Genomic DNA, 22409 nt, shown 5'->3' with positions numbered 1-22409 from the left:
CGGCGGCTGCCTCACTCGGCCTTGGCCAGGTGTACCACGCGCTGCGGGAAGGGAATGCCGATCCCGGCCTCGGTCAGGCGCTCCTTGGCCAGCTCGGTGAAGGAGAAGGTCACCGGCCAGAAATCGCCGGTCGCCACCCAGACGCGCAGCGACAGGTTCACCGCGCTGTCGCCCAGCCCGGTGACGAATACGACGGGCTCAGGATCGAGGTGTACGCGCGGGTCCTTGGCGATCTCCAGCAGCACCTCACGCGCGCGCTTGATATCGCTGGAGTAGTCGATACCGACGTTGATGTCGGCACGCCGCCGCGGTTCACGCGAATAGTTGGTGATGTGGCCGTTGGACAGGTTGCCATTGGGCACGATCACCACCTTGTTGTCGGCGGTCTTCAGCGTGGTGTGGAAGATCTGGATGTTGTCGACGCTCCCGGAAACGCCCTGCGCCTCGATCCAGTCGCCGGCGCGGAAGGGCCGGAACAGCATGATCAGCACGCCGCCGGCGAAGTTCGCCAGGCTGCCCTGCAGCGCCAGACCGATGGCCAGGCCGGCGGCACCGATCATGGCGATGAACGAGGTGGTCTCCACGCCGACCATCGAAGCCACGCTGATCAGCAGCAGAATGCGCAGAACGATACGCACCAGGCTGCCGATGAAGCTGCCCAGGGCACGGTCCACGTTACGCGCCTCGAGAATCCGCCCGATGCTGGCAGTGAGCTTGCTGATCAGCCACCAGCCGATCAGCAGGGTAATTACCGCCAGAGTCAGCTTGCCGCTGTACTCCAGCACGACTGGCAGCCAGGCCTCTGACAGCTTGACCAGTTCGTCGACGTTCATCTCCATGGAGGGCTCCTGTTTCCTGTGCATGAAACGAAACCGCCATGGCATGCCATGGCGGTCAAAGTGCTATCAACCTAGGGTGCGACGCCCGAGGGCCGCAAAAGGTTCAATCGCGGAAGTTGTTGTACTGCAGCGGCATGCCGAACTCGTGACCACGCAGCAAGGCGATGGCTTCCTGCAGGTCGTCGCGCTTCTTGCCGGTGACCCGCACCTGCTCGCCCTGGATGGCGGCCTGCACCTTGAGCTTGGCATCCTTGATATGGGCGACGATCTTCTTCGCCAGCTCCTTGTCGATGCCCTCGCGGAAGGTCACTTCCTGCTTCATCACCTTGCCGGACGCGTAGGGGTCCTTGGTTTCCATGCACTGGCAATCGATCTTGCGCTTGATCAGGCTGTTGCGCACGATGTCGAGCACCTGCTCCAGCATGAACTCGGCCTCGGCCGTGATGGTGAGGGTCTTGTCCTTGCTTTCGATGCTGCATTTGCCACGCAGGTCGAAACGGCGTTCGAGTTCCTTGGTGGCGTTGTCGACCGCGTTGGTCAGTTCGTGTTTGTCCAGTTCAGACACGACGTCGAACGAAGGCATGAGTAGGCTCCTGATGGACGGCGCGATACTCTTCACGGAGTGAACGCGCCTGACTTGACGATAACTAAGACGCGCCCATTATAACCAGACTGATACACGCCGCTTGGCGTCCTTCCTATCTGCCTACGAGCCAGCCCCAATGCCAAACCCCCATCTCAGCATCCTGGTGGTGGATGATGCCAAGTTTTCCAGTGCCATGATCGGCCGCGCGCTCAGCCAGGCCGGCTACCAGGACGTGCGCTTCGCCAGCAGCGCCACCGAGGCCCTGCAGTTGCTCGAACAACGCCCGGCCAGCGTGCTCCTGGCCGACTGGCTGATGCCCGAGATCGATGGCCTGGAACTCACCGCGCGGGTGCGCCAGCTGGACGAGACCGCCGATCACTACACCTACATCATCCTGCTCACCGGCAAGGAAGGCGAAAACGTCCTGGGCGAGGCCTTCGACCGGGGTGTCGACGACTTCATCAGCAAGGCCGCGATGAACGAGCAACTGGTGCCCCGCGTCTACGCCGCGGACCGCCTGTGCAACACCCTGCAGCGCCTGCTGCATGAGAACCGCATGCTGACGCAGAACATCGCCAGCCTGGAACGACGCAACCTGATCGACCCCCTCACCGGCCTGGGCAACCCCCGCTACCTGCGCCAGAAGCTCACCGACAGCCTGCGCCAGGTCGAATCGCGCGGCGGTGCGGTGTGCTACCTGCTGATCGGCCTGCAGGAGGCCAGCCAGCTGCGCAGCCGCTACGGCGACCGCTTCTTCAACGAACTGCTGCACGGCGTGGCGCGACGCCTGCAGCAGCTGGTCAGGCCGCTGGACGTGCTGACCCGCCTGGACGACAACCACTTCGGCCTGATCACCCTGCTCGAAGACCTCCACGAATGCTCGCCCAGCAGCTTCAAGCGGCTGCACGAGGGCCTGAACCTCAAGGCCTTCAAGACCAGCGAAGGCTTCATCACCCTGAAAGCCGGCATCAGCCTGGTCGGCCTGGACGCCAAGGCCCTGCCCACCACACCCGAGCAGCTGCTCCAGCACGCGGAAACACTCCTGGCCGAATCCTACGCCAGCGGTCGGGTCGCCGCCGTGCGCCTGCCGCTGCCGTGACCTGGCACATCCTCGGCGCAGGCAGCCTGGGCAGTCTCTGGGCCACGCGCCTGGCCCGCGCCGGCCTGCCGGTCCGCCTCATCCTGCGCAGCCCGCAACGCCTGGCGGCCTATCGCGCTGCAGGCGGCCTGACCCTGATCGAGGCGGGCCAGCGCAGCCAGTACGCGATTCCCGCCGAGCTGGCAGAGGCCGACACGCCAATTCATCGCCTGCTCCTGGCCTGCAAGGCCTACGACGCCGAACCCGTAGTGGCGAGCATCGCCTCGCGCCTGGCAGCGGACGCCGAGCTGCTGTTGCTGCAGAACGGCCTGGGTAGCCAGGATGCCGTGGCGCAGCGCCTGCCCCGGCAGCGCTGCCTGTTCGTATCCAGCACCGAGGGCGCGTTCCGCCCCGCCGACTTCCAGGTCGTGTTCGCCGGCAATGGCCACAACTGGCTGGGCGATCCGCGCGCCCCTCTGCCGCCCACCTGGCTGGACGAACTGCAGCGTGCCGGCATCGCCCATCAATGGAGCCCGGACATCCTCACCCGGTTGTGGCGCAAGCTGGCGCTCAACTGTGCGATCAACCCGCTGACCGTGCTGCATGACTGCCGCAATGGAGGGCTGAGCGAGCATCCCGCAGAAGTGGCTGCGCTCTGCGCGGAACTGACCGAGCTGCTGCAGTGCTGCGGTCAACCGGCGGCGGCGCAGGACCTGCACACCGAGGTGCAACGGGTGATCAGCGCCACGGCGGCGAACTACTCCTCCATGCATCAGGACGTGGCCCAGGGCCGCCGCACCGAGATCACCTACCTGCTGGGCCATGCCTGCGCGACCGCGCAGCGGCACGCCCTGCACCTGCCGCACCTGAGCCACCTGCAGCAGCGCCTGCTGCGGCACCTGCGCGAGCGCGGGCTGCCGCTGGACTGAGTGCCGGGTGAGTGCAACCCGCCACTCACCCCAGCCTGACGTGGCAATGCCCCGGCAGCCGCGTTAACCTGCCGCTTCCATCCGCGACCACGACACGCCCATGAGACTGCGCCAACGCCTCGACAACCTGCCGGTCGGCCGCAAACTGCTCGCGGCGCTGCTGGTGTTGCTCGCGGCGGTCCTGCTGGTCGCCAACCTGGCCTTCATCAGCGCCGCCTACTGGATCACCCAGGAGAGCATGGCGCCTCAGGCCCTGCACACGCTCGCCCGGCTCATAGCCAGCCCGGCGCTGAGCAAGGAGGCCTTGCACTCGCCCGCCTCCGCCCAGGCGCTGCTCAAGCGCCTGGATGAATACGCGCCGCTGCGCGCCGCCGTGATCTACGACAGCAACGGCACCAGCCTGGCGCAGCTGCAACGCGGGGAAAAACTGCAGTTGCCGGAGCAGCTGAGCGAACTGCAGAACTGGCGCAACACCGCCTTCCGCACCAACCTGCTGGTGGACCTGCCACACCCCAGCGGGCGCCCTGGCGCACTGCTCCTGGTCGCCTCCAGCGAGCTGCCCGGGGCGTTCTACACCGGCACCCTGACCGCAAGCCTGGTGATCCTGGCCTTCAGCGTGCTGCTCTGGCTGCTGGTGGCCAAGCAGATCAGGCGCCTGGTGACCAAGCCGATCCGTCGCCTCGAGGAACTGTCACGCCAGGTGACCCGCGAAGAGAACTACGCCCTGCGCGCCACCCGCGGCAACCGCGACGAGATCGGCAGCCTGGCCGAAGCCTTCAACACCATGCTGATGCGCATGGAGGCACGCGAGCAGCAGCTCAGGCGCGCCCGCGACGATGCCCAGCAAGCCTTCGACCAGGCGCAGAGCCTGGCCGAGGAAACCCGTCACTCCAATCGCAAGCTGGAGCTGGAAGTCCAGGTGCGCGGCAAGATCGAGAAGAAGCTCACCGGCTTCCAGAACTACCTCAACAGCATCATCGACTCCATGCCCTCGGCGCTGATCGCCCTGGACGACATGCTCTACGTCACCCAGTGGAATCAGGAGGCCAGCGCGCTGTCCGGCACGCGTCTGGATGAAGCGCTGAACCAGCCGGTATTCCTCGCCTTCCCGCCGCTCAAGCCGTTTCTCGCGCAGCTCAAGCGAACCGCCGAACAGCACAAGGTGGAAAAGATCGAGCGCGTCACCTGGCACAAGGACGAGGAACCACGCCACTACGCCCTGACCTTCTATCCGCTGATGGGCAGCGCCGGCCGTGGCGTGGTGATCCGCATCGACGACATCACCCAGCGCCTGGCGCTGGAGGAAATGATGGTGCAGTCGGAGAAGATGCTCTCAGTTGGCGGCCTGGCAGCGGGCATGGCACACGAGATCAACAACCCGCTCGGCGCCATCCTGCACAACGTGCAGAACATCCGCCGGCGCCTGTCCGCCGACCTGGAGAAGAACATCGAGCGGGCCGAGCAGGCCGGCGTCAGCCTGGAGGCCATCCAGCACTACATGGATGCGCGGGAAATCCCCCGCCTGCTCGACGGCATCCAGCACGCCGGGCAGCGCGCCGCCAAGATCGTCAGCCACATGCTCAGTTTCAGTCGGCGCAGTGATCGCCAGCTGTCGCCCTGCGAGCTGCCGGCGCTGATCGACCAGGCGCTGGAGATCGCCGGCAACGACTTCGACCTGGCCGATGGCTTCGACTTCAAGACCCTGCAGATCGAACGCCACTTCGAAGCCGGCCTGGGCCCGATAGCGGGCACTGCCAACGAACTGGAGCAGGTGCTGCTCAATCTGCTGAAGAACGCCGCGCAGGCCATTCACCAGCGCGACGACGACAGCGAGCCGGGGCGCATCATCCTGCGCACCCGGCAAACCGGGCAATGGGCGGAAGTGCAGGTGGAGGACAACGGTACGGGCATGAGCGAGGTGGTGCGCAAGCGCATCTTCGAGCCCTTCTTCACCACCAAGGAAGTCGGCCAGGGCACGGGCCTCGGGCTGGCCGTGTCCTATTTCATCATCACCAACAACCACAAGGGGCAGATGGAGGTGCATTCCACGCCGGGCCAGGGTACCTGCTTCACCCTGCGCCTGCCGCTGGCCACCCTGCTCGACAACACAGGACACTGAACCATGGGTTTCCGCCTCTCCAAGATCTACACCCGCACCGGTGACCAGGGAGAAACCGGCCTGGCCGATGGCCGTCGGGTCGGCAAGGACCATCCGCGCATCGAGGCCATCGGCGAGCTGGACAGCTGCAACAGCCAGCTTGGCCTGCTGCTGGCCGAACTGGACGAGGCGAGCGCCACCTGGCCGGGCCTGCGGGAGGTCAGCGATGTGCTGCGCCCGTGCCAGCATCGCCTGTTCGACCTTGGCGGCGAACTGGCGATGCCCGACTACCAGGCCCTGCAGCAGGAGGAAGTGGAACGTCTGGAAGCGGTGATCGACCGCTGGAACGAGGAAGTCGGCCCACTGCAGAACTTCATCCTGCCCGGCGGCTCGCGCCTGATCGCCCAGGCCCACATCTGCCGCAGCTTCGCCCGCAGCAGCGAGCGCCGCTGCCAGCACCTCAACGCCGTGGAGCCGCTGCGCGCCGTCGGCCTGGCTTACGTCAACCGGCTGTCCGACCTGCTGTTCGTCGCTGCGCGCCTGATCGCCAGGCGCCAGGGCGTCGCCGAGGTCCTGTGGCAGGCTGCCGAAAAGCCCTGAACCGCGACTACAGGGCGGCGCCTGGCCAGAACGCGCGGATACCGGCGACACCCTGCGCGCCGACCTGCCAGGCGCGCTCGATGTCGCTCGGGCCAACGCCCGCCAGCAGATAGGCCGGCAGGTTGCAGCCCGCGAGCAGCTCGCTGGCGGCGTCCCAGCCCAGGGGTTGTGCCTCGGGGTGGGTGGCGGTGGCCTGTACCGGCGACAAGGTGACGAAATCCACCCCCATCTGCGCGGCCAACGCCAGCTCCTCGGCTGCGTGGCAGGATGCAGCCAGCCAGCGCTGCTCCGGGAAAGGCCGCCCACCCGCCGCATACTTGCGCAGCTGTTCGGCCGTCAGGTGCCAGCCGGCAGCGGGGAAGTCTCCCAGCCACTCCAGCGGCCCCTTGAGCATCAGTTGCGCCTTGCCTGCGCACAGCCCCTGCACGTCCACCGCCAGGTCGCGGTACTGCGGGTCGAACATGTTCGGCGCGCGCAGCTGGATCAGCCGTACGCCGGCGTCCAGGGCCTTGCGTACGCCGGCGAGCAGCTCGGCGGACTGCAGCCCGTCCGGGGTGATCAGGTAACGCTCAGGCAAGCGTGCAGCGGCGACTATCGGCGTGTTGGCAGCGGGAAACTCGTACTCCAGCAACTGCCGCTCGCTGACCCAGGCCAGCGGCTGTCCCTCGGCACCGTGGGGCTCGCCGGTGAACGCCGTGACCTCCCAGACATCCAGCAAAACCTGCTTGTCCGGGTAGTCATGGCGAATCTGGATCAGCGGACGGCTGGCCGTCGGGCGGATCGCCAACTCCTCTTCCAGCTCGCGAGCCAGGGCCACGCTCACCGCCTCGCCCGCTTCCACCTTGCCGCCGGGAAACTCCCACAGGCCACCCTGATGCTTGTCCTCGGGGCGCCTGGCGATCAGGATGCGCCCATCGACGCCCCGAATCACCGCTGCCGCGACATGCACACGCTTCACCGCTTTACCTCCTGCAATGCTGCCTGGTACCAGCGCTGAAACGCTGGCCAGCGATAGATGGTTTCGACATAGGCCGCCGCCGCTGTCGGCAGGGCCACATGGTAACTGCGCAAACGCGCGGCGACCGGCGCATAGAAGGCGTCGGCGATGCTGGCCGGGCCGAACAGGTAGTTGCCCTTGGCCGCGAAGCGCTCGCGACAGCCCGCCCAGATCGCGCAGATGCGATCGATATCGGCCTGGGCGTCGTCCGCCAACTCGGTCAGCGCCTGGTCGCGTGCAAGGTCCATCGGCAGCTGGCTGCGCAGGGCGATGAAGCCACTGTGCATCTCCGCGCAGACGCTGCGCGCCAACGCCCGGGCCTGGCGCTCCGCCGGCCACAGCTGAGCCTCGGGGTAGCTTTCGGCCAGGTATTCGGCAATCGCCAGGGAGTCCCACACCGGCCCCTGCTCGGTGATCAGCACCGGCACCTTGCCGGTGGGCGAATGGCGCAACAGTTGCGCACGGCTGTCCGGCTGGTACAGGCGCACCAGCACCTCGTCGCAAACCGCACCCGACAGATCCACCGCCAGCGCGGCGCGCAGCGACCAGGAGGAGTAGTTCTTGTCGCCGATCACCAGTTGCATTGCCATGTCGCGTCTCCCGTGCATTCCATCGTTGAAGTCAGCCGACGTTAAGAGCCCGCTCGCCCAATAGCAAATTCCCGCGCGTCATGGGCTCATGAGGCGCGGGAATAGCTGGAGAACGACGGGCGAGGGACGAAACACCCAGGCGGTTGCCGCCTAGGGTCTGACGCTCATCGCTGCCTCTGTCAGGTGCGATATTCGGCGTTGATCTTCACGTACTCGTGAGACAGGTCGGTGGTCCAGATCGTCTCGCTGCAGGCACCACGGCCGAGCTCGATACGGATGCTGATCTCCTCCTGGGCCATCACCGCCGCGCCCTGCTCTTCGGTGTAAGTGGTCGCACGGCAGCCCTTGCTGGCGATGCAGACTTCGCCCAGGAACACGTCGATCTTGCTCACGTCCAGTTGCGGCACGCCGGCATAGCCCACCGCCGCGAGGATGCGCCCCCAGTTCGGGTCGGAAGCGAACAGTGCGGTCTTGATCAGCGGCGAATGCGCCACGGCATAGGCCACGTCCAGGCATTCCTGGTGTGTGCCGCCACCGTTGACCTGCACGGTGACGAACTTGGTCGCCCCCTCGCCGTCACGCACGATGGCCTGGGCCACTTCCATGAACACCTCGAATACCGCCTGCTTGAGCTTGCTGAACAGCTCGCCGGAAGCCTCGGTGATTTCCGCCAGCGCGGCCTGGCCGGTGGCGATCAGCATGCAGCAGTCGTTGGTGGAGGTATCGCCGTCGATGGTGATGCGGTTGAACGACTTGTTCGCCGCATCGCGCACCAGGTCCTGCAGCACACCCTGGGCGACCTGGGCGTCGGTCGCGATGTAGCCGAGCATGGTGGCCATGTTCGGACGAATCATGCCGGCGCCCTTGGAGATGCCGGTGACGGTCACCGTCACGCCGTCATGGGAGAACTGGCGGCTGGCCCCCTTGGGCAGGGTATCGGTGGTCATGATGCCGGTGGCGGCGGCTTCCCAGTTGTCCGCCTTGAGATCGTCGAGAGCGGCCTGCAGGGCGGACTCGATCTTCTCCACCGGCAGCGGCTCGCCGATCACACCGGTGGAGAACGGCAGCACGGCGTTCTCCGTGACGCCTGCCAGTTCGGCCAGGCGAGCGCAGGCACGACGGGCACGGGCCAGACCGTCGGCACCGGTGCCGGCGTTGGCGTTGCCGGTGTTGGTCAGCAGGTAACGCACCTCGCCACCCAGGCGCTCGCGGGTGACCAGCACCGGCGCCGCGCAGAAGGCGTTGGTGGTGGTGACCCCGGCGATCCGCGAACCTTCGGCACAGCGCATCACCACCACATCCTTGCGCCCCGGTCGCTTGATGCCGGCAGAGGCAATGCCCAGTTCGAAGCCGGGAACCGGATGCAGGGTAGACAGCGGGCCAAGACCAACAGCCATGAGATGCGCTCCTTCAAATAGATGGTGATCGCCTCGGCGACCGAATGAGATGGTAAAACGCCGCGAACGGTCGAACCGTTCGCGGCGCTGTCAGGGCGCTGGCAGCATAGCCGAAGCGCCCGCTACTGCAAGCAGTCGGATCAGCCAATCTGACCGTGGCAGTGCTTGTACTTCTTGCCCGAACCGCAGGGGCACGGCTCGTTGCGCCCGACCTTCTGCTCGCTGCGCACCGGAGCGGAGGCGACCGCGACATCGCCCTCTTCGGCGTTGCCTTCGTCAGCGGCCAGCGCCGACGCATCGGCGTGCTGGAACTGCATGCGCTCGGCCATGGCCTCGGCCTCGCGACGCAGGCGGGCTTCCTCTTCCGCCGGGTCCTCGCGGCGCACCTGGACGTGGCAGAGCACACGGATGGTGTCGCGCTTGATCGACTCCAGCAGCTCCTGGAACAGGGCGAAGGACTCGCGCTTGTATTCCTGCTTGGGGTTCTTCTGCGCGTAACCACGCAGGTGGATGCCGTGACGCAGGTGATCCATGGTGGACAGGTGGTCCTTCCACAAGTCGTCGAGCACGCGCAGCAGAATCTGCTTCTCGAAGGTGCGCAGCGCTTCGGCGCTGGCCTGGGTTTCCTTCTCGTTGTAGGCGGTGATCAGCTCGGCGAGGATGCGCTCGCGCAGGGTTTCCTCGTACAGCTTGTCGTCTTCGTCCAGCCATTGCTGGATTGGCAGCTGGATGCCGAAATCGCTCTGCAGCGTCGACTCCAGGCCAGCGATATCCCACTGTTCCGGCATCGACTGCGGCGGGATATGGCCGTTGATGGCGGCGGTCAGCACTTCCTCGCGGAACTCGGCGATGGTGTCGCCAACGTTCTCGGCAGCCAGCAGGCTGTTGCGCATGTGGTAGATCACCTTGCGCTGCTCGTTGGCCACGTCGTCGAACTCGAGCAGCTGCTTGCGCATGTCGAAGTTGCGGCCTTCGACCTTGCGCTGGGCCTTCTCGATGGCATTGGTGACCATGCGGTGCTCGATGGCCTCGCCAGACTGCATGCCGAGTGCCTTCATGAAGTTCTTCACCCGGTCGGAGGCGAAGATGCGCATCAGGTTGTCTTCCAGCGACAGGTAGAAGCGGCTGGAGCCCGGGTCACCCTGGCGACCGGCACGGCCACGCAGCTGGTTGTCGATACGACGCGACTCGTGGCGCTCGGAGGCGATCACGTGCAGGCCGCCGGCTTCGATCACCTGCTGGTGGCGCTTCTGCCACTCGGCCTTGATCTGCGCGACCTGCTCGTCGGTCGGGTTCTCCAGCGCCGCGACTTCCACTTCCCAGTTGCCACCGAGGAGGATGTCGGTACCGCGACCGGCCATGTTGGTGGCGATGGTCAGCGCACCTGGGCGGCCGGCCTGGGCGATGATCTCGGCTTCCTTGTCGTGGAACTTGGCGTTGAGCACCTTGTGCTCGATGCCTTCCTCGTTCAGCAGCTGGCTGACGTACTCGGAGGTCTCGATGGTCGCGGTGCCGACCAGGATCGGCCGGCCCTGGGCCTGGCAGTCCTTGATGTCGGCGATGATCGCCTGGTACTTCTCTTCCTGGGTCAGGTAGACCAGGTCGTTGAAGTCCTTGCGCGCGATCGGCTTGTTGGTCGGGATCACCATCACGTCCAGGCCATAGATCTGGCGGAACTCGAACGCTTCGGTATCGGCCGTACCGGTCATGCCGGACAGCTTGTTGTACAGGCGGAAATAGTTCTGGAAGGTGGTCGAAGCCAGCGTCTGGCTCTCGGCCTGGATGTTCACCCCTTCCTTGGCCTCGATGGCCTGGTGCAGGCCTTCGGACAGGCGACGCCCCGGCATGGTACGGCCGGTGTGCTCGTCGATCAGGATCACCTGGCCGTTCTGCACGATGTATTCGACGTTGCGGTGGAACAGCGTGTGCGCACGCAGGCTGGCGTAGACGTGGGTCAGCAGGCCCAGGTTGTGCGCGGAGTAAAGGCTTTCACCCTCGGCCAGCAGGCCGGCGGCGGTGAGCATTTCCTCGACGTACTGGTGCCCCGCCTCGTTCAGCTCGACCTGGCGCGACTTCTCGTCGACCTTGTAGTGACCTTCCTGGGTCACCACGCCCTCTTCTTCCTCGATGTGCTGCTTGAGGCGCGGGACCAGCTTGTTGATCTCGATGTACAGCTTGGAGCTGTCTTCGGCCTGGCCGGAGATGATCAGCGGGGTACGGGCTTCGTCGATGAGGATGGAGTCGACTTCGTCGATCACGGCGAAATTCAGCTCGCGCTGGAACTTGTCTTCCAGGCTGAACGCCATGTTGTCGCGCAGGTAGTCGAAACCGAATTCGTTGTTGGTGCCATAGGTGATGTCGGCGGCGTAGGCGGCGCGCTTGTCTTCCGGCGGCTGGAACGGGGTGACGATGCCCACGCTCAGGCCGAGGAATTCGTACAGCGGACGCATCCAGTTGGCGTCGCGGCGGGCCAGGTATTCGTTGACCGTGACCACGTGCACGCCCTTGCCGGACAGTGCGTTGAGATAGACGGCCAGGGTGCCAACGAGGGTCTTGCCCTCACCGGTACGCATCTCGGCGATCTTGCCCTCGTGCAGGGTCATGCCGCCGATCAGCTGAACGTCGAAATGGCGCATGCCCATGACCCGCTTGCCGGCCTCCCGGGCCACGGCGAAGGCTTCGGGCAGCAGTTGGTCGAGGGTTTCGCCCTTGGCCAGACGGGCCCTGAACTCTTCGGTCTTGCTCCGCAGCTGATCATCCGAAAGGGCGATCATCTGTTCTTCAAGGGCGTTGACGGACTGCACCGCCTTGAGCATGCGTTTGACTTCACGCTCATTCTTGCTTCCGAAAAGTTTTTTCAACAGAGGCGCAAACATATCGACAGGACTTCCGGCGAATGGATTGAGGTCGGCGCAAATCGCGACCTGGCAGCCAGCATGGCTGCGGGCGAAGGGGGCATTCTACCCGGAAAAGCCGGGGAGGAAAGTGACGTTGTCAGCCGATCGCTACCGCGTGATGGCACAGACAGCACAGGTCCCCGGACCAGCCCGGAAACACGGCCTGGCCCTATAGATGGGGACGATTGCGAACAATTCAAGAGAGGGCAGGCGCCGCTCGATCACTCGACGCCGCTGGTACGCGCGATGTACAGCGCCGGGTTGACCTGACGGCCGTCCTTGCTGACTTCGAAATGCACGTGATAGCCGGTGGAGCGGCCGCTGCGACCGACCTTGGCGATGGTCTGACCGCGCTGCACCAGGTCACCGATCTGCACGGTGTTGCTCTGGTTGTGCGCGTAGAGGGTGACGTAACCGTCGGCGTGGCTGATCTCCACCACATTGCCGTAGCCGTTCTTCTTGCCGGAGAAGGTGACGATGCCGGCGGCCACCGACATCACGTCGCTACCCGGCTTGGAGGCGAAGTCGATGCCCTTGTGCACGCTGACCCGCCCGGTCAGCGGATGGATGCGGCTGCCGAACGGCGACGACACGTAGCCCTGCAGAACGGGACGACCGGAAAGGGTCTCGGCCTCGTTCAGGCGGCGCTCGCCGAGCAACTGCTCGAGCACTTCCAGTTGCTGCTCGCGGCTGTCCACGCGCAGCGCCAGCTCATCCAGCGCATTCATGAACGGCGGCGGCGAATAGGCCGAGGCGCCGAGCGCATCTTCCGCACCACCCTGGCCAACGCTGAGGGAGAAATCGAATTCGCCGGCATCCAGTTCGGCCAGCTCGGTGAGGCGCTCGCCCAGGGCATCGAGACGTGTCAGTCGTGCCTGCAGCTCCGCCACATGCGCGGCGAAGGCGTCCAACTGACGCTGCGCGTCCTGGCGCACCGCGCCAACCTGCTTGCGCTGCTGATCCAGCGCCTCGACCAGCGACGTGTCGACCACCGGTTCCGCGGTCAACCACTTGGCACCCAGCGCGGCGCCGGCGCCCAGGCTCAGTGCCAACGCCAGGAAAGCGGCCAGCAACAGCCAGCGCAGATCCAGGTTGATCGTTCGCGCCGAACCATGGCGGCTATTGAGTAGGATGATTTGCATGGCTTCCCCTCTCGCGGAGCACTATCGGCAGCACGCTCTGCTACCATGACCGCTCTGCAACCTAAGGCCTCCTGCCATGACGTTTCGTCCCTTGCCGGCCCAGGCACCCGCTACGCTGCTACGCGAAGCCAAGCCCCTGAAAGCGCTGTTCGGTCAGGCCCAACGCCTGACCAACCTGCAGCGTCTTGTGGAAAGCCAGCTACAACCGGCGGCCCGGGAACACTGTCATGTAGCGTCCTGGCGTGACGGCTGTCTGCTATTGATCGTGACCGATGGCCACTGGGCAACACGCCTGCGTTATCAGCAAAGAAGGCTGCAACGACAACTACAGGCACTCGAAGAATTCGCGACCTTAACGAAAATACTGTTCAAGGTGCAACCTTCGACAGGTCCGAATCGTGGAACCGTTCGCAGCGTTCGCCTGTCCAACAGCGCCGCACAGAGTATCCAGGCGACGGCCGAGGGCATCAGCGACCCCAGCCTGAAGGCCGCCCTTGAGCGCCTGGCCAGCCGCAGCGACAGCCAGACGCCCTGACCCGGAACTACTGCGTACCCTTGCGCCGCAGGCTGGCCGGAGTGAAGTAACTCGCCGGCGGCGGCGACAGATGGTACTGGCGCGGCGCCTTCTCGTTGTTGCGCAGGCCGATCACCGTATAACTGCGGGCGATGAGGTCGTGGTAGACGATGTTCACCGGGGCGATGACCGGCACCTCGTAGGCATTCTTGGTGAACGCCAGGTTGACGTGCCACAGCTCGCCACGGGCGTCGTAGTTCTCCACCATCAGGGCATACCAGCTGTCTTCGTCGAGGTAGAAGCGGCGCTTGGCGTGCACGTGGCGCTGACCCGGACGCAGGGTCGCCTCGACCACCCACACGCGGTGCATCTCCCAGCGGGTCAGGTCGCTGTTGAGGTGGCCCGGTTTGACCAGCTCAGCGGCGTCCATGCCCGGTTTCTCCATGGCGTAGTTGTGGTACGGCACCAGCAGCGAACGCTTGCCGACCAGCTTCCAGTCGTAGCGGTCGGTGGCACCGTTGTACATGTCGGTGTCATCGGCGTAGATGCCATCGATCGGCATGTCGTAGGCCAGGGTCGGCGCACGCCGCACACGGCGCTGGCCGGGGTTGTAGATCCACGCCGAGCGCGGCTCGGCGACCTGGTCGATGGGCTCGTGCACCAGCAGCGCGCGACCCACGTCGCGCGACGGCGGCAGTAGTTCGCTGGCGAAATAGTAGAGGCGATTGCCCAGGCTCCCGGCGTCCTTCTTCGGGTCGTAGTAGCTGGACAGCAGCTGGATGCGCTCGCGCAACAGCGAGTAGCTGCCGCTGGTGGTGACCTGCGCGGTCACCGCCACCTCGTCGGTGTAGCGCGCCTGCCAGCGGGCGATGTGGTTCCAGATCGCCTCGCGGCCATCGGCCGGGATCGGGAACGGAATGCCGCCATAGGCGCCCACCAGGCCGTAGCCGGAGTCGCTCAGTTCGGCCTGCTGCGCATTGACGGCGGTGTTGCGGTAGATGTCCTCCGGTGCGGAAAAGCTGCGGTGGCTGGGGTAGACCGGCAGCTTGAAGGTCTGCGGATAGGCCTTGAGCAGCGCCTTGACGCCGTCGCTGAGGTTGTCCGCGTCGGCCTGCATGGTGCTGGCGTCGATCACCCGCAGCGGCGCTTCCTCGGCATAGGGATCGACGTGGAAGCTGCCCGGGCCGCCATAACCGGCCGGTGGCTGCGTCATGCCACCGGTCCACTGCGGAATGCCCTTGGCCGCATCGCCCTGGCGCTCGGCGCCGAAGGGGGTCAGCGTGCCCTGCAATTGCGCCGCCTGTTCGGCACTCACCCTGGCCTGGGCCGCCAGGGGCAGCAGCAGGCCGAGGGAAAACAGGACCGTACAGGTCCGTAGAAGGGTTCTGGTCATTGCGGGTCCTGCCATCAGAAGGAGTAGGAGACGTTGAGCGCGAGGTGATCGCGGTCGATCAGCGCGTTATCCTTGCGTGCGCCCCAGAACGAGGTGTAGGACAGCTTGCCGGCCAGCTTCTGGCCGTACCTGGCACCCAGTTCGACGGTGGCGGACTTGCGCCCCTGGATGAAGTTCTCGTTGAGCGCCGGCGAGGTGCCGGACACGTCCTGGCGGAAGGTGATCGCCGGCATCAGGTCGAAGTTCGGCGTCACGTCCTGGACCAGACCGGAGAGGTTCACCGTGTAGCCCCAGGCGAAGCTGTCCAGGTACGCATAGTTGACCGTGTCGAGCAGGCCGCCCGGCACATGGTTGAAGGCCGCCTCGGCCAGTACTACCAGGTCGTCCAGGCCGGCGCTGGGACCGAAGGCGTGGATCGCGGAGATCGAACCGGTGTACAGCTCGTGGCGCTTGTACAGGTCGATGCTGCGGCGTGGGTCATTGGCCGAACCGTCGCCGAACTCGCCCAGGTCGATGCTCCCGCCACTGGCACCACCGGCGCCGAGGGCGCTCGCGGCCAGTTGCTCCAGCTCGTAGGTCATCGACGGTTCCAGCGGCGCGTTGGGCCGGTAGGTCAGCTCGCCTGCCAGGCTGGTGTCGCCGATGGTGCCGGACACGCTGAGGCCGAACAGGCGGATGTCCTCGGGGTAGACGAAGTCGTAGTAGGTGCTGTCGAGCATGGCCAGGCCGTCCACCAGCGGCACCGAGGCCGGGTCGAGCAGCTTGGTCAGGCCGCACAGGTCGGCGAAGCGCCCGCCGCTGCCGGCGCTGCAGGCCATGGACTGGCCCTTCTGCACACGCAGGAACGGCACCTTGCTGTGGTAGTTGAGGTAGTAGAGGCTGAACTCGGTGTTGTTCCACTGCTCCACCAGGTAGCGCAGGGCCAGGCCGTACTGGCCGTCGTCGCGGGCGTCGTGCTCACGGCCATAGCGGGCGCCGGCGACGATGCCGTTCTCGCCATTGAGCCCCGGGGCCAGCTCGGCCAGCGCCCCCAGCTCGCTGCGCAGGTCCACCAGTACACCGTTGCTGCCCTTGCCGAAGTAGTCCTGGTTATTGAGGAAGGCACCGGTGGGGATCATCTCGTGACCCTTCCACTCCAGCCCGTAGAAGGTCTCGACGTTGAGCGCGTCGGTCAGGCCGAACTGCGCGGAGACCATGTTGGTCGGCAGCAGCGCGTCCTTGAGGCTGGCGTTGGGCAGCACCACGCGGCCGATGTCCACCGGGTTGATCACGTTGAGACCGTCGGCATAGAAGATGCCCTCGCCCCAGTTGATCACCTGGCGACCGAGTCGCACGCTGACCGGCATCTCGCCAAGGTAGCGGTTGGTATAGAGGTAGGCATCGAGCAGGCGCGCGCGATGGCCGGCGCGGTTTTTCAGGTCCGAGGGGTAGCGCTTGTCGCTGTCGGTGTTGTGGGTAGCGAAGCCATCACCGCTGGGCGCGTGGTCCATGATCTGGGTGTCGTACCAGGCGGTACCGCGGACGAACAGGCCGTCCTGCTCGGTGCGCACGTGCAGCTCGGAGGTCAGCTTGAATTCGTTGGAGACGAACCCCTTGCCGTAGTACTCGCTGCCGTCGTTGTTGTTGATGAAGACGTTCTGCCCAGCGCGCGTGATGTGCTCGGGCGAACCGGTGCGGTACACCGATGTGAATTCGACGACGCTCTCGAGCGAGGTCGTCAGATCGGGACCGGTCTCGATTTCGAAAGCCTGCAGCTGCGTCCCCCACAGCCCCAGCCCCACCGCCAATGCCACCTTGTTTTTGTTGTATGACATATGCACCTCCTGAGTCCCGATGAAACTAACGGCAACCCAAAAGCCGGCATGGGGCCAGAACGGACAAAAAGGAGGGCTCAAGAGGCCTGTCACATTTTCAAACACTTTCATCGCGCGCCATTTGCGGCACACTGCCAGGCAGCCATCTTCGGGCAGTGAGGGATGCACAGGCATGAAACCCATCGTCGATCCGCGCTATTCGGAAGCCTCGGCACCGCCGCTGATTTCCCGCTTCCTGCTGCAGCACGCGGTCGCCTGCGGGCATGACCCGGAACTGCTGTGCCGTGGCCTGGGCTTCGCCCCGGAGGATCTGAAGCGGCCGGACTATCGCCTGTCCTTCCGCCAGAGCTACAGGCTGGTGCGGCGTGCCCTTCAGGTGCTGGGCGACAACGGCCTGGGGCTGACGGTCGGCAGCCGGCAGACGCCGGTGTCCTGGGGGCTGGCCGGCCTGGCCATGCTGGCCTGCCCGGACCTGGGCACGGCACTGGACCTGGGGCTGCGCTACCAATGGCACATCGGCAGCCTGCTCGACTATCACATCGAAATCGTGGACGACCAGGTACTGTTCTACGCCACCCCGCGCTTCTTCGACCCGGAGGTGGCCGTGTTCTACCTGGAGGAAGCCTTCGCCAGCAGCCTGGCCATCGTGCGTTTCCTCACCGGCGCGGACCTGGTCGCCAGCCACATCGAGGTGCAGTACCCCGCCCCGCCCCACGCGCAGCGCTACGCGGAACTGTTCCGCTGCCCGGTGCGCTTCGCCTGCGAGCACAACCGGATGCAGTTCCCGGCCGCCTGGCTGCAACTGCCGCTGCCGACCCGCGACGACTATGCGGCGGCCGAGGCGTGCATGCTGCTGGACAGCGCGGGCCGGCACGAACAGGGACTGAGCGACCTGATCGAGACCATCGAGCGCGAGGTGCGCAAGCGCCTCGAGTCACCGCCGTCGCTGAGCCAGCTGGCCAGCCAGTTGAACCTGAGCGAGCGCACCCTGCGCCGGCGCATCGGCGAGGCGGGCCTGAGCTATCACGCAATCGTCGACGAACTGCGCCGGACGCGGGCGCTGCAACTGCTCGGCCAGCGCGACAACCGGTTGATCGACGTGGCCTGCGCCACCGGTTTCAGCGATGTGCGCAACTTCCGCCGCGCCTTCAAGCGCTGGACCGGCGTGACCCCGCGCACGGCCAAACAGCGCATCGCCCAGGAATGACCGCGCCCCTTAGGACTCCTGATACACCGGCCAGCGCTCGACGATGCGACCACCGCGCAGCGCCAGCAGGTCGCCGAACTGCAGCAACACCGACTCGCTCTGGGTCGGCCGCAGGAACACCTGGTCCTCCACCTTCAGCGCCACTGCCGGCGAGCCGTTGACCAGTTCCTGGTTCGAGCTGCGCCCGAACACTTCACTCAATTGCAGGCCGGCGGGCGAGGCGAAGTCGGCCTGCCAGTTGCCGCCATAGATGAAGAAGGTTTCGCGCTGGTTGACGTCCCACCAGGAGAACAGCCGCGACTTCTCGTCCAGCGCCGGGATGCGCAACGCTCCGGTACGCTTGAGCACCGGCGTGGCGATGTACACCGCAGGCACATGCTCGGCCAGCGACGGCAGATCGTAGTGGCTGGGCTTGAGCAGGCCGGTGCCGACGGCCACCTCGGTGCTCAGCGACTCGCCCTCGTGGGCACGGTAGCTGGGGCTGCCGGCGGTGTTCAGGGTCAGGCCCTCGCGCCACAGCGCGGGGAAGCGCTGGCGGGTGAAGTCCACATGCCCCTGGTACAGCGCCATCACCTTGGCCAGCAGTTCGTCCTGGGTGCCGAGCAGCGCCGGCAGGTTCATGCCGACGAACGGGTCGTAGCCCATGAAGCCGGCGAACTCCAGATGCTGCGGGTTATCCGCGATCAGTTGCAGCAACTGCCCCAGCACCTGGGTGTCGTGCACGCCACCACGGTGCAGGCCGACATCCAGTTCGATGTTGATGCGCAACCGCGTGCCCAGGCCCTGGGCCAGCGCCAGGTATTGCCCCAGCCGCTCGGGGCTATCGATCAGCCACTGCAACTGGCGGGCAGGGTCGAACGGTCCGCGGTGTCGCTCGTAGAACAGCTGCGCCGAGCGCACCGGCAGCGGCTTGCCGAGCAGGATGTCGGCCTTGGGGAAAAGCCGCGCGTCGTGATTCAGGAACGGCTGGTGGAAGGACATCAGCCGCCGGGTGTGCAGGCGCTCACCGATGTAGCGCAGCAGGCCGGGAGCCGGCAGCGATTTCTCCACCAGGCGCAACTGCTTGCCGCTGCGTGCGAGCGACTGCCGGACCACCTCGATGTTGTGGTCGAGCCGGTCAAGGTCGATCAGCAGCGCCGGGCGCATCGGGCCGTTGGCCTTGAGCTCCTGGTTCAGCGCCTGGAAGTAGGCGTCATGCGGCTGGCCATGGTCGCGCGGCCGCAGCCAGGCAGCGGCCAGCAAGCCACCGGCAGCGAGGCCGGCGAGTACGAAAGAACGTCGCTTCATCGTGGTTCCTCAGGCAACACCGAAGATGCCGGCCAGGTGCGCGTTGACGAAGCGGCCGTGCGGATCCAGCGCCTGGCGCACCTCGGTGAATGCCTGCCAGCGCGGGTACAGCGCCTGCAGCTGGCGCGCGCCCAGGCTGTGCAGCTTGCCCCAGTGCGGACGGCCCTGGTATTTCCAGAAGATCGGCTCGATCGCGGCGAAGAAGTTGTGGTGATCCATCGCGTAGTGCTGATGCACCGAGATCGAGCAGCTGTCGCGGCCCTCGAACATGCTCAGGGGAATGTCGTCGGCCTTGACGTAGCGATACTCGATGGGGAACCAGGTGCGCAGGCTGCCCTCGTCGATGCGCTTGAGGATCTCGCGCAGGCAGGCCGGACCCAGCTCGGCCGGCACCGAGTACTCCATCTCGTTGAAGCGCACGTTGCGCACGTTGGCGAAGACTTCGTAGGAGTCGTCCACCCGGTCCTCGAAGCTGGCCAGGTGGCGCATGTTGTTCAGCAGGCTGCGGCGCAGGTCGGGGAAGTCGCTCAGGTACTTGTCCAGCCCCTCGATCAGGCCGACGAAGCCGTTGCCCCCCTCCTCCTCCGGCGACAAGGGCGGCGTCTCCGGGTCCTCGGTCTCGTTCAGCGCCACCGACAGCGCGTAGTCGGAGTGCGTGACCACCAGCATCTCCCAGTGCTGGTTGTCGCGCGTGAGGTTGTCGATATCCTCCAGCAGCTCCTCGGTCCTGGCGATCCACTGGCGCTCGCGCAGGCGATAGGCGTGGCGGTTCTGCAGGCGCACGCGGGTAACCACCCCCAGCGCACCGAGCGACACCCGTGCGGCATCGAACAGCGCAGGATTGTTGTCGCGGCTGCAATCGAGCACGTCGCCAGCCGCACTGACCAGCTGCAGGCCACAGACCTGGGCGGAATAGGAACCGAAGTCGACGCCGGTGCCGTGGGTCGAGGTGGCGATCGCCCCGGCCAGGGTCTGGTAGTCGATGTCGGCCATGTTGACCAGCGCCTGGCCGACCTCCTTGAGCGGCGCGCCCATCTGCGACATCGGCGTGCCACCGGCGAATTCGGCCTGCAGGCTCTGCGCATCATGCTCCAACAACCCGGAGAAGTGGCTGAGCGACAACAGGGTGCCGTCGGTGGGAACCAGCGCGCTGAAGGAATGCCCCGAGCCGACCGGGCGGATCTTGCCCGGAGCCTGGCGAATGGCCTGGATCAGCTCGTCCAGGTTCTTCGGCGCCAGTCTTTCCAGCGGCAGGCAGCTCTGCGCACCGGACCAGTTGCGCCAGGGGATCGGCCGCGAGGCGAGCGAGGTCTCGGCCCAGAGCGGACGGCCCGGCAGCGCCAGCAAGGCGCCCAACAGGCTGGCGCGCTGCAGCAGTTGACGGCGGGAGAACGGCTGGCCCATGTCAGCGACCCTCCGTCGCGGCGGTCGACATGAACGCGATCAGCGCCTGGAACTCCTCCGCCGAGCACTGCATGCACAGCCCCATCGGCGGCATGCCCTGGAACCCGCTGATGCTGTGCTCCAGCAGGGTATCCATGCCCTTGGCCAGACGCGGCGCCCAGGCCTGAGCATCGCCGGTCAGCGGCGCACCGGCAGCCGGGCTGGCATGGCATTGCTGGCAACTGGTGGCATACAACTGCGCCAGCGCCGCGTCCGCCGGCACGGCATCCGCTCGCACCTGCGGCCCGGCTTCCTCGCCACAGCCGCCCAGCGCCAGGCACGCAACGCACAGCGCAGCCATCCCCTTCCAACCCAACAGCCCTGCCCGCATGCTCGCCTCCCGACGTCTTTGCTCACTCGATGGCGCCACACTAAAGCAGCACCCCGCGGCGCATGAGGGCCCAAACGGCCAGCGAACAACCGGGAAACGGCCAAGGCGGGCGGCCGCAAAGAACGGGCAAACAAGGTTTCACGGCGCAGCCGTTCACAGGCACACCGGCTCACGCAGGACCCGGACCACGATGAGCCGCTCAGGAGCGGCCATAAAAAAGGCCACCCGAAGGTGGCCTCAATTGCAGCTAGGAAGAGAGTTCGCTTACACGGCCGCAACCGGGCGCATGTAAGAGATTGGCGCGAGCGTGGCGTCCTCGAAGGTCACCATCTCCCAGGCATCGGTCTGTTCGATCAGGGTGCGCAGCAAACGGTTGTTCAGTGCGTGACCGGACTTGAAGCCCTTGAACTCGCCAATCAGGCTGTTACCCAGCAGGTACAGGTCGCCGATGGCATCGAGAATCTTGTGTTTGACGAACTCGTCCTCGTAACGCAGGCCGTCTTCGTTGAGCACACGATATTCGTCGACCACGATGGCGTTTTCCACGCTGCCACCAAGTGCCAGGTTCTGCGAACGCAGGAACTCGATGTCACGCATGAAGCCGAAGGTGCGGGCCCGGCTGACTTCCTTGACGAAAGACGTGCTGGAGAAATCCACACTGGCGCTCTGCGTGCGATTGCGGAACACGGGGTGATCGAAGTCGATCTCGAAACTCACCTTGAAACCGTCGAAAGGCACGAAGGTGGCGCGCTTGTCGCCCTCCACCACCGTGACCTCACGCAGGATGCGGATGAACTTCTTCGGCGCTTCCTGCTCCTGCAGGCCAGCGGATTGAATCAGGAATACGAAAGGACCAGCGCTACCATCCATGATCGGCACTTCGGACGCGGAGAGCTCGACGTAGGCGTTATCGATGCCCAGGCCTGCCATGGCCGAAAGCAGGTGCTCTACCGTGTCCACCTTGACATCACCATTGATCAACGTGGTCGACATGGTGGTTTCACCGACATTCCCGGCCGATGCGCGGATTTCCACGACAGGGTCGAGATCGGTGCGACGGAACACGATGCCAGTGTCCACCGGTGCCGGCTTCAGGGTCAGGTAAACCTTTTCCCCCGAATGCAGGCCAACGCCGGTGGCACGGATAATGTTCTTCAGGGTGCGTTGTCTGATCATGGCTTGGCCGCTATATCGCTAGTTGCGAACTGTTTTCAACAATGGTCGGAAATGATAGCAGAACCGACCTTTGCTGAACACCAATCACTTT

At 65.6% G+C, this 22409-nt stretch carries 18 protein-coding genes and 1 pseudogene; 6 read left to right on the top strand and 13 right to left on the bottom strand.

Annotation, left to right across the window (positions count from 1 at the left end):
- Positions 1-11 precede the first annotated feature (11 nt).
- A complete protein-coding gene (locus E4487_RS07160; RefSeq protein ID WP_037046694.1) occupies positions 12-839 on the bottom strand; it encodes a mechanosensitive ion channel family protein in 828 nt (275 codons plus the stop codon).
- Positions 840-942: 103 nt separating this feature from the next.
- Entirely contained in the window at positions 943-1422 is a 480-nt protein-coding gene (locus E4487_RS07155) for a YajQ family cyclic di-GMP-binding protein (protein WP_037046692.1), read from the bottom strand.
- Positions 1423-1558: 136 nt separating this feature from the next.
- On the opposite strand from E4487_RS07155, the pseudogene E4487_RS24485 reads away from it, so the two are divergent.
- The 4 genes and pseudogenes from E4487_RS24485 to E4487_RS07135 form a co-directional block, all read left to right on the top strand.
- Positions 1559-2524 (top strand): annotated as a pseudogene (locus E4487_RS24485) (response regulator); the annotation flags it as partial.
- Positions 2521-3432 (top strand): putative 2-dehydropantoate 2-reductase, encoded by a 912-nt coding sequence (locus E4487_RS07145; protein ID WP_175253020.1) that lies wholly within the window; start codon positions 2521-2523, stop codon positions 3430-3432. The pseudogene E4487_RS24485 and the gene E4487_RS07145, both read left to right, overlap by 4 nt.
- Before the next feature lie 100 nt (positions 3433-3532).
- On the top strand, positions 3533-5551 hold the full coding sequence (locus E4487_RS07140; protein WP_134678135.1) for a HAMP domain-containing sensor histidine kinase: 2019 nt from the start codon (positions 3533-3535) through the stop codon (positions 5549-5551).
- A 3-nt stretch (positions 5552-5554) separates the two neighbouring features.
- On the top strand, positions 5555-6130 hold the full coding sequence (locus E4487_RS07135) for a cob(I)yrinic acid a,c-diamide adenosyltransferase (RefSeq protein ID WP_175253019.1): 576 nt from the start codon (positions 5555-5557) through the stop codon (positions 6128-6130).
- Between the two features lie 7 nt (positions 6131-6137).
- Here E4487_RS07135 and E4487_RS07130 read toward each other — a convergent pair whose 3' ends face one another.
- From E4487_RS07130 to E4487_RS07110, 5 genes are all read right to left on the bottom strand, one after another.
- Positions 6138-7088, bottom strand: coding sequence for a Nudix family hydrolase (locus E4487_RS07130; protein WP_175253018.1), 951 nt, complete (start codon positions 7086-7088; stop codon positions 6138-6140).
- Positions 7085-7717 (bottom strand): glutathione S-transferase family protein, encoded by a 633-nt coding sequence (locus tag E4487_RS07125; protein ID WP_134678138.1) that lies wholly within the window; start codon positions 7715-7717, stop codon positions 7085-7087. The genes E4487_RS07130 and E4487_RS07125 overlap by 4 nt, the downstream gene beginning before the upstream one ends.
- A 179-nt stretch (positions 7718-7896) precedes the next feature.
- Positions 7897-9114, bottom strand: coding sequence for a bifunctional glutamate N-acetyltransferase/amino-acid acetyltransferase ArgJ (argJ, locus tag E4487_RS07120; RefSeq protein WP_037046674.1), 1218 nt, complete (start codon positions 9112-9114; stop codon positions 7897-7899).
- Between the two features lie 140 nt (positions 9115-9254).
- Positions 9255-11990: a preprotein translocase subunit SecA gene (gene secA / locus E4487_RS07115; protein WP_175253017.1), complete on the bottom strand. Its 2736-nt coding sequence runs from the start codon at positions 11988-11990 to the stop codon at positions 9255-9257.
- Positions 11991-12232: 242 nt separating this feature from the next.
- On the bottom strand, positions 12233-13153 hold the full coding sequence (locus E4487_RS07110) for a M23 family metallopeptidase (RefSeq protein WP_037046670.1): 921 nt from the start codon (positions 13151-13153) through the stop codon (positions 12233-12235).
- Positions 13154-13229: 76 nt separating this feature from the next.
- Between E4487_RS07110 and E4487_RS07105 the strand changes: the two genes are divergently transcribed.
- Entirely contained in the window at positions 13230-13688 is a 459-nt protein-coding gene (locus E4487_RS07105) for a DUF721 domain-containing protein (protein WP_037046666.1), read from the top strand.
- 7 nt (positions 13689-13695) lie between these two features.
- Here the strand turns inward: E4487_RS07105 and E4487_RS07100 are convergent, their stop codons facing one another.
- Positions 13696-15060 carry a DUF1329 domain-containing protein gene (locus E4487_RS07100; RefSeq protein WP_175253016.1) on the bottom strand — a complete coding sequence of 455 codons (1365 nt, stop codon included), beginning with the start codon at positions 15058-15060 and terminating at the stop codon, positions 13696-13698.
- 14 nt (positions 15061-15074) lie between these two features.
- Positions 15075-16874: a DUF1302 domain-containing protein gene (locus E4487_RS07095; RefSeq protein ID WP_175253015.1), complete on the bottom strand. Its 1800-nt coding sequence runs from the start codon at positions 16872-16874 to the stop codon at positions 15075-15077.
- A 172-nt stretch (positions 16875-17046) separates the two neighbouring features.
- On the opposite strand from E4487_RS07095, the gene E4487_RS07090 reads away from it, so the two are divergent.
- Positions 17047-18081, top strand: coding sequence for an AraC family transcriptional regulator (locus tag E4487_RS07090; RefSeq protein WP_175253014.1), 1035 nt, complete (start codon positions 17047-17049; stop codon positions 18079-18081).
- 9 nt (positions 18082-18090) lie between these two features.
- Here E4487_RS07090 and E4487_RS07085 read toward each other — a convergent pair whose 3' ends face one another.
- The 4 genes from E4487_RS07085 to lpxC form a co-directional block, all read right to left on the bottom strand.
- Positions 18091-19305 carry a DSD1 family PLP-dependent enzyme gene (locus E4487_RS07085; protein ID WP_175253094.1) on the bottom strand — a complete coding sequence of 405 codons (1215 nt, stop codon included), beginning with the start codon at positions 19303-19305 and terminating at the stop codon, positions 18091-18093.
- 72 nt (positions 19306-19377) lie between these two features.
- The gene (locus E4487_RS07080; RefSeq protein ID WP_175253013.1) at positions 19378-20772 is read right to left on the bottom strand and encodes a D-arabinono-1,4-lactone oxidase; all 1395 of its coding nucleotides are present in this window, start codon (positions 20770-20772) and stop codon (positions 19378-19380) included.
- A gap of 1 nt (position 20773) precedes the next feature.
- Positions 20774-21112 (bottom strand): cytochrome c5 family protein, encoded by a 339-nt coding sequence (locus tag E4487_RS07075; protein ID WP_167494349.1) that lies wholly within the window; start codon positions 21110-21112, stop codon positions 20774-20776.
- A 294-nt stretch (positions 21113-21406) separates the two neighbouring features.
- Positions 21407-22318 (bottom strand): UDP-3-O-acyl-N-acetylglucosamine deacetylase, encoded by a 912-nt coding sequence (gene lpxC / locus E4487_RS07070; RefSeq protein WP_037046645.1) that lies wholly within the window; start codon positions 22316-22318, stop codon positions 21407-21409.
- Positions 22319-22409: the final 91 nt, after the last annotated feature.

This window comes from Pseudomonas sp. BMW13 (assembly GCF_013357275.1).
Lineage (GTDB): Bacteria > Pseudomonadota > Gammaproteobacteria > Pseudomonadales > Pseudomonadaceae > Aquipseudomonas > Aquipseudomonas khazarica.
Note: the sequence above shows the minus strand (reverse complement) of the source record. Positions and strands in the feature narration are given on the sequence as shown.

Coding starts and splice junctions, on each gene's coding strand:
- E4487_RS07110 (WP_037046670.1), bottom strand. CDS start 13,153: ATGCAAATCATCCTACTCAATAGCCGCCATGGTTCGGCGCGAACGATC.
- E4487_RS07160 (WP_037046694.1), bottom strand. CDS start 839: ATGGAGATGAACGTCGACGAACTGGTCAAGCTGTCAGAGGCCTGGCTG.
- E4487_RS07155 (WP_037046692.1), bottom strand. CDS start 1,422: ATGCCTTCGTTCGACGTCGTGTCTGAACTGGACAAACACGAACTGACC.
- E4487_RS07140 (WP_134678135.1), top strand. CDS start 3,533: ATGAGACTGCGCCAACGCCTCGACAACCTGCCGGTCGGCCGCAAACTG.
- argJ (WP_037046674.1), bottom strand. CDS start 9,114: ATGGCTGTTGGTCTTGGCCCGCTGTCTACCCTGCATCCGGTTCCCGGC.
- E4487_RS07075 (WP_167494349.1), bottom strand. CDS start 21,112: ATGGCTGCGCTGTGCGTTGCGTGCCTGGCGCTGGGCGGCTGTGGCGAG.
- E4487_RS07135 (WP_175253019.1), top strand. CDS start 5,555: ATGGGTTTCCGCCTCTCCAAGATCTACACCCGCACCGGTGACCAGGGA.
- secA (WP_175253017.1), bottom strand. CDS start 11,990: ATGTTTGCGCCTCTGTTGAAAAAACTTTTCGGAAGCAAGAATGAGCGT.
- E4487_RS07125 (WP_134678138.1), bottom strand. CDS start 7,717: ATGGCAATGCAACTGGTGATCGGCGACAAGAACTACTCCTCCTGGTCG.
- E4487_RS07080 (WP_175253013.1), bottom strand. CDS start 20,772: ATGGGCCAGCCGTTCTCCCGCCGTCAACTGCTGCAGCGCGCCAGCCTG.
- E4487_RS07090 (WP_175253014.1), top strand. CDS start 17,047: ATGAAACCCATCGTCGATCCGCGCTATTCGGAAGCCTCGGCACCGCCG.
- lpxC (WP_037046645.1), bottom strand. CDS start 22,318: ATGATCAGACAACGCACCCTGAAGAACATTATCCGTGCCACCGGCGTT.
- E4487_RS07100 (WP_175253016.1), bottom strand. CDS start 15,060: ATGACCAGAACCCTTCTACGGACCTGTACGGTCCTGTTTTCCCTCGGC.
- E4487_RS07105 (WP_037046666.1), top strand. CDS start 13,230: ATGACGTTTCGTCCCTTGCCGGCCCAGGCACCCGCTACGCTGCTACGC.
- E4487_RS07095 (WP_175253015.1), bottom strand. CDS start 16,874: ATGTCATACAACAAAAACAAGGTGGCATTGGCGGTGGGGCTGGGGCTG.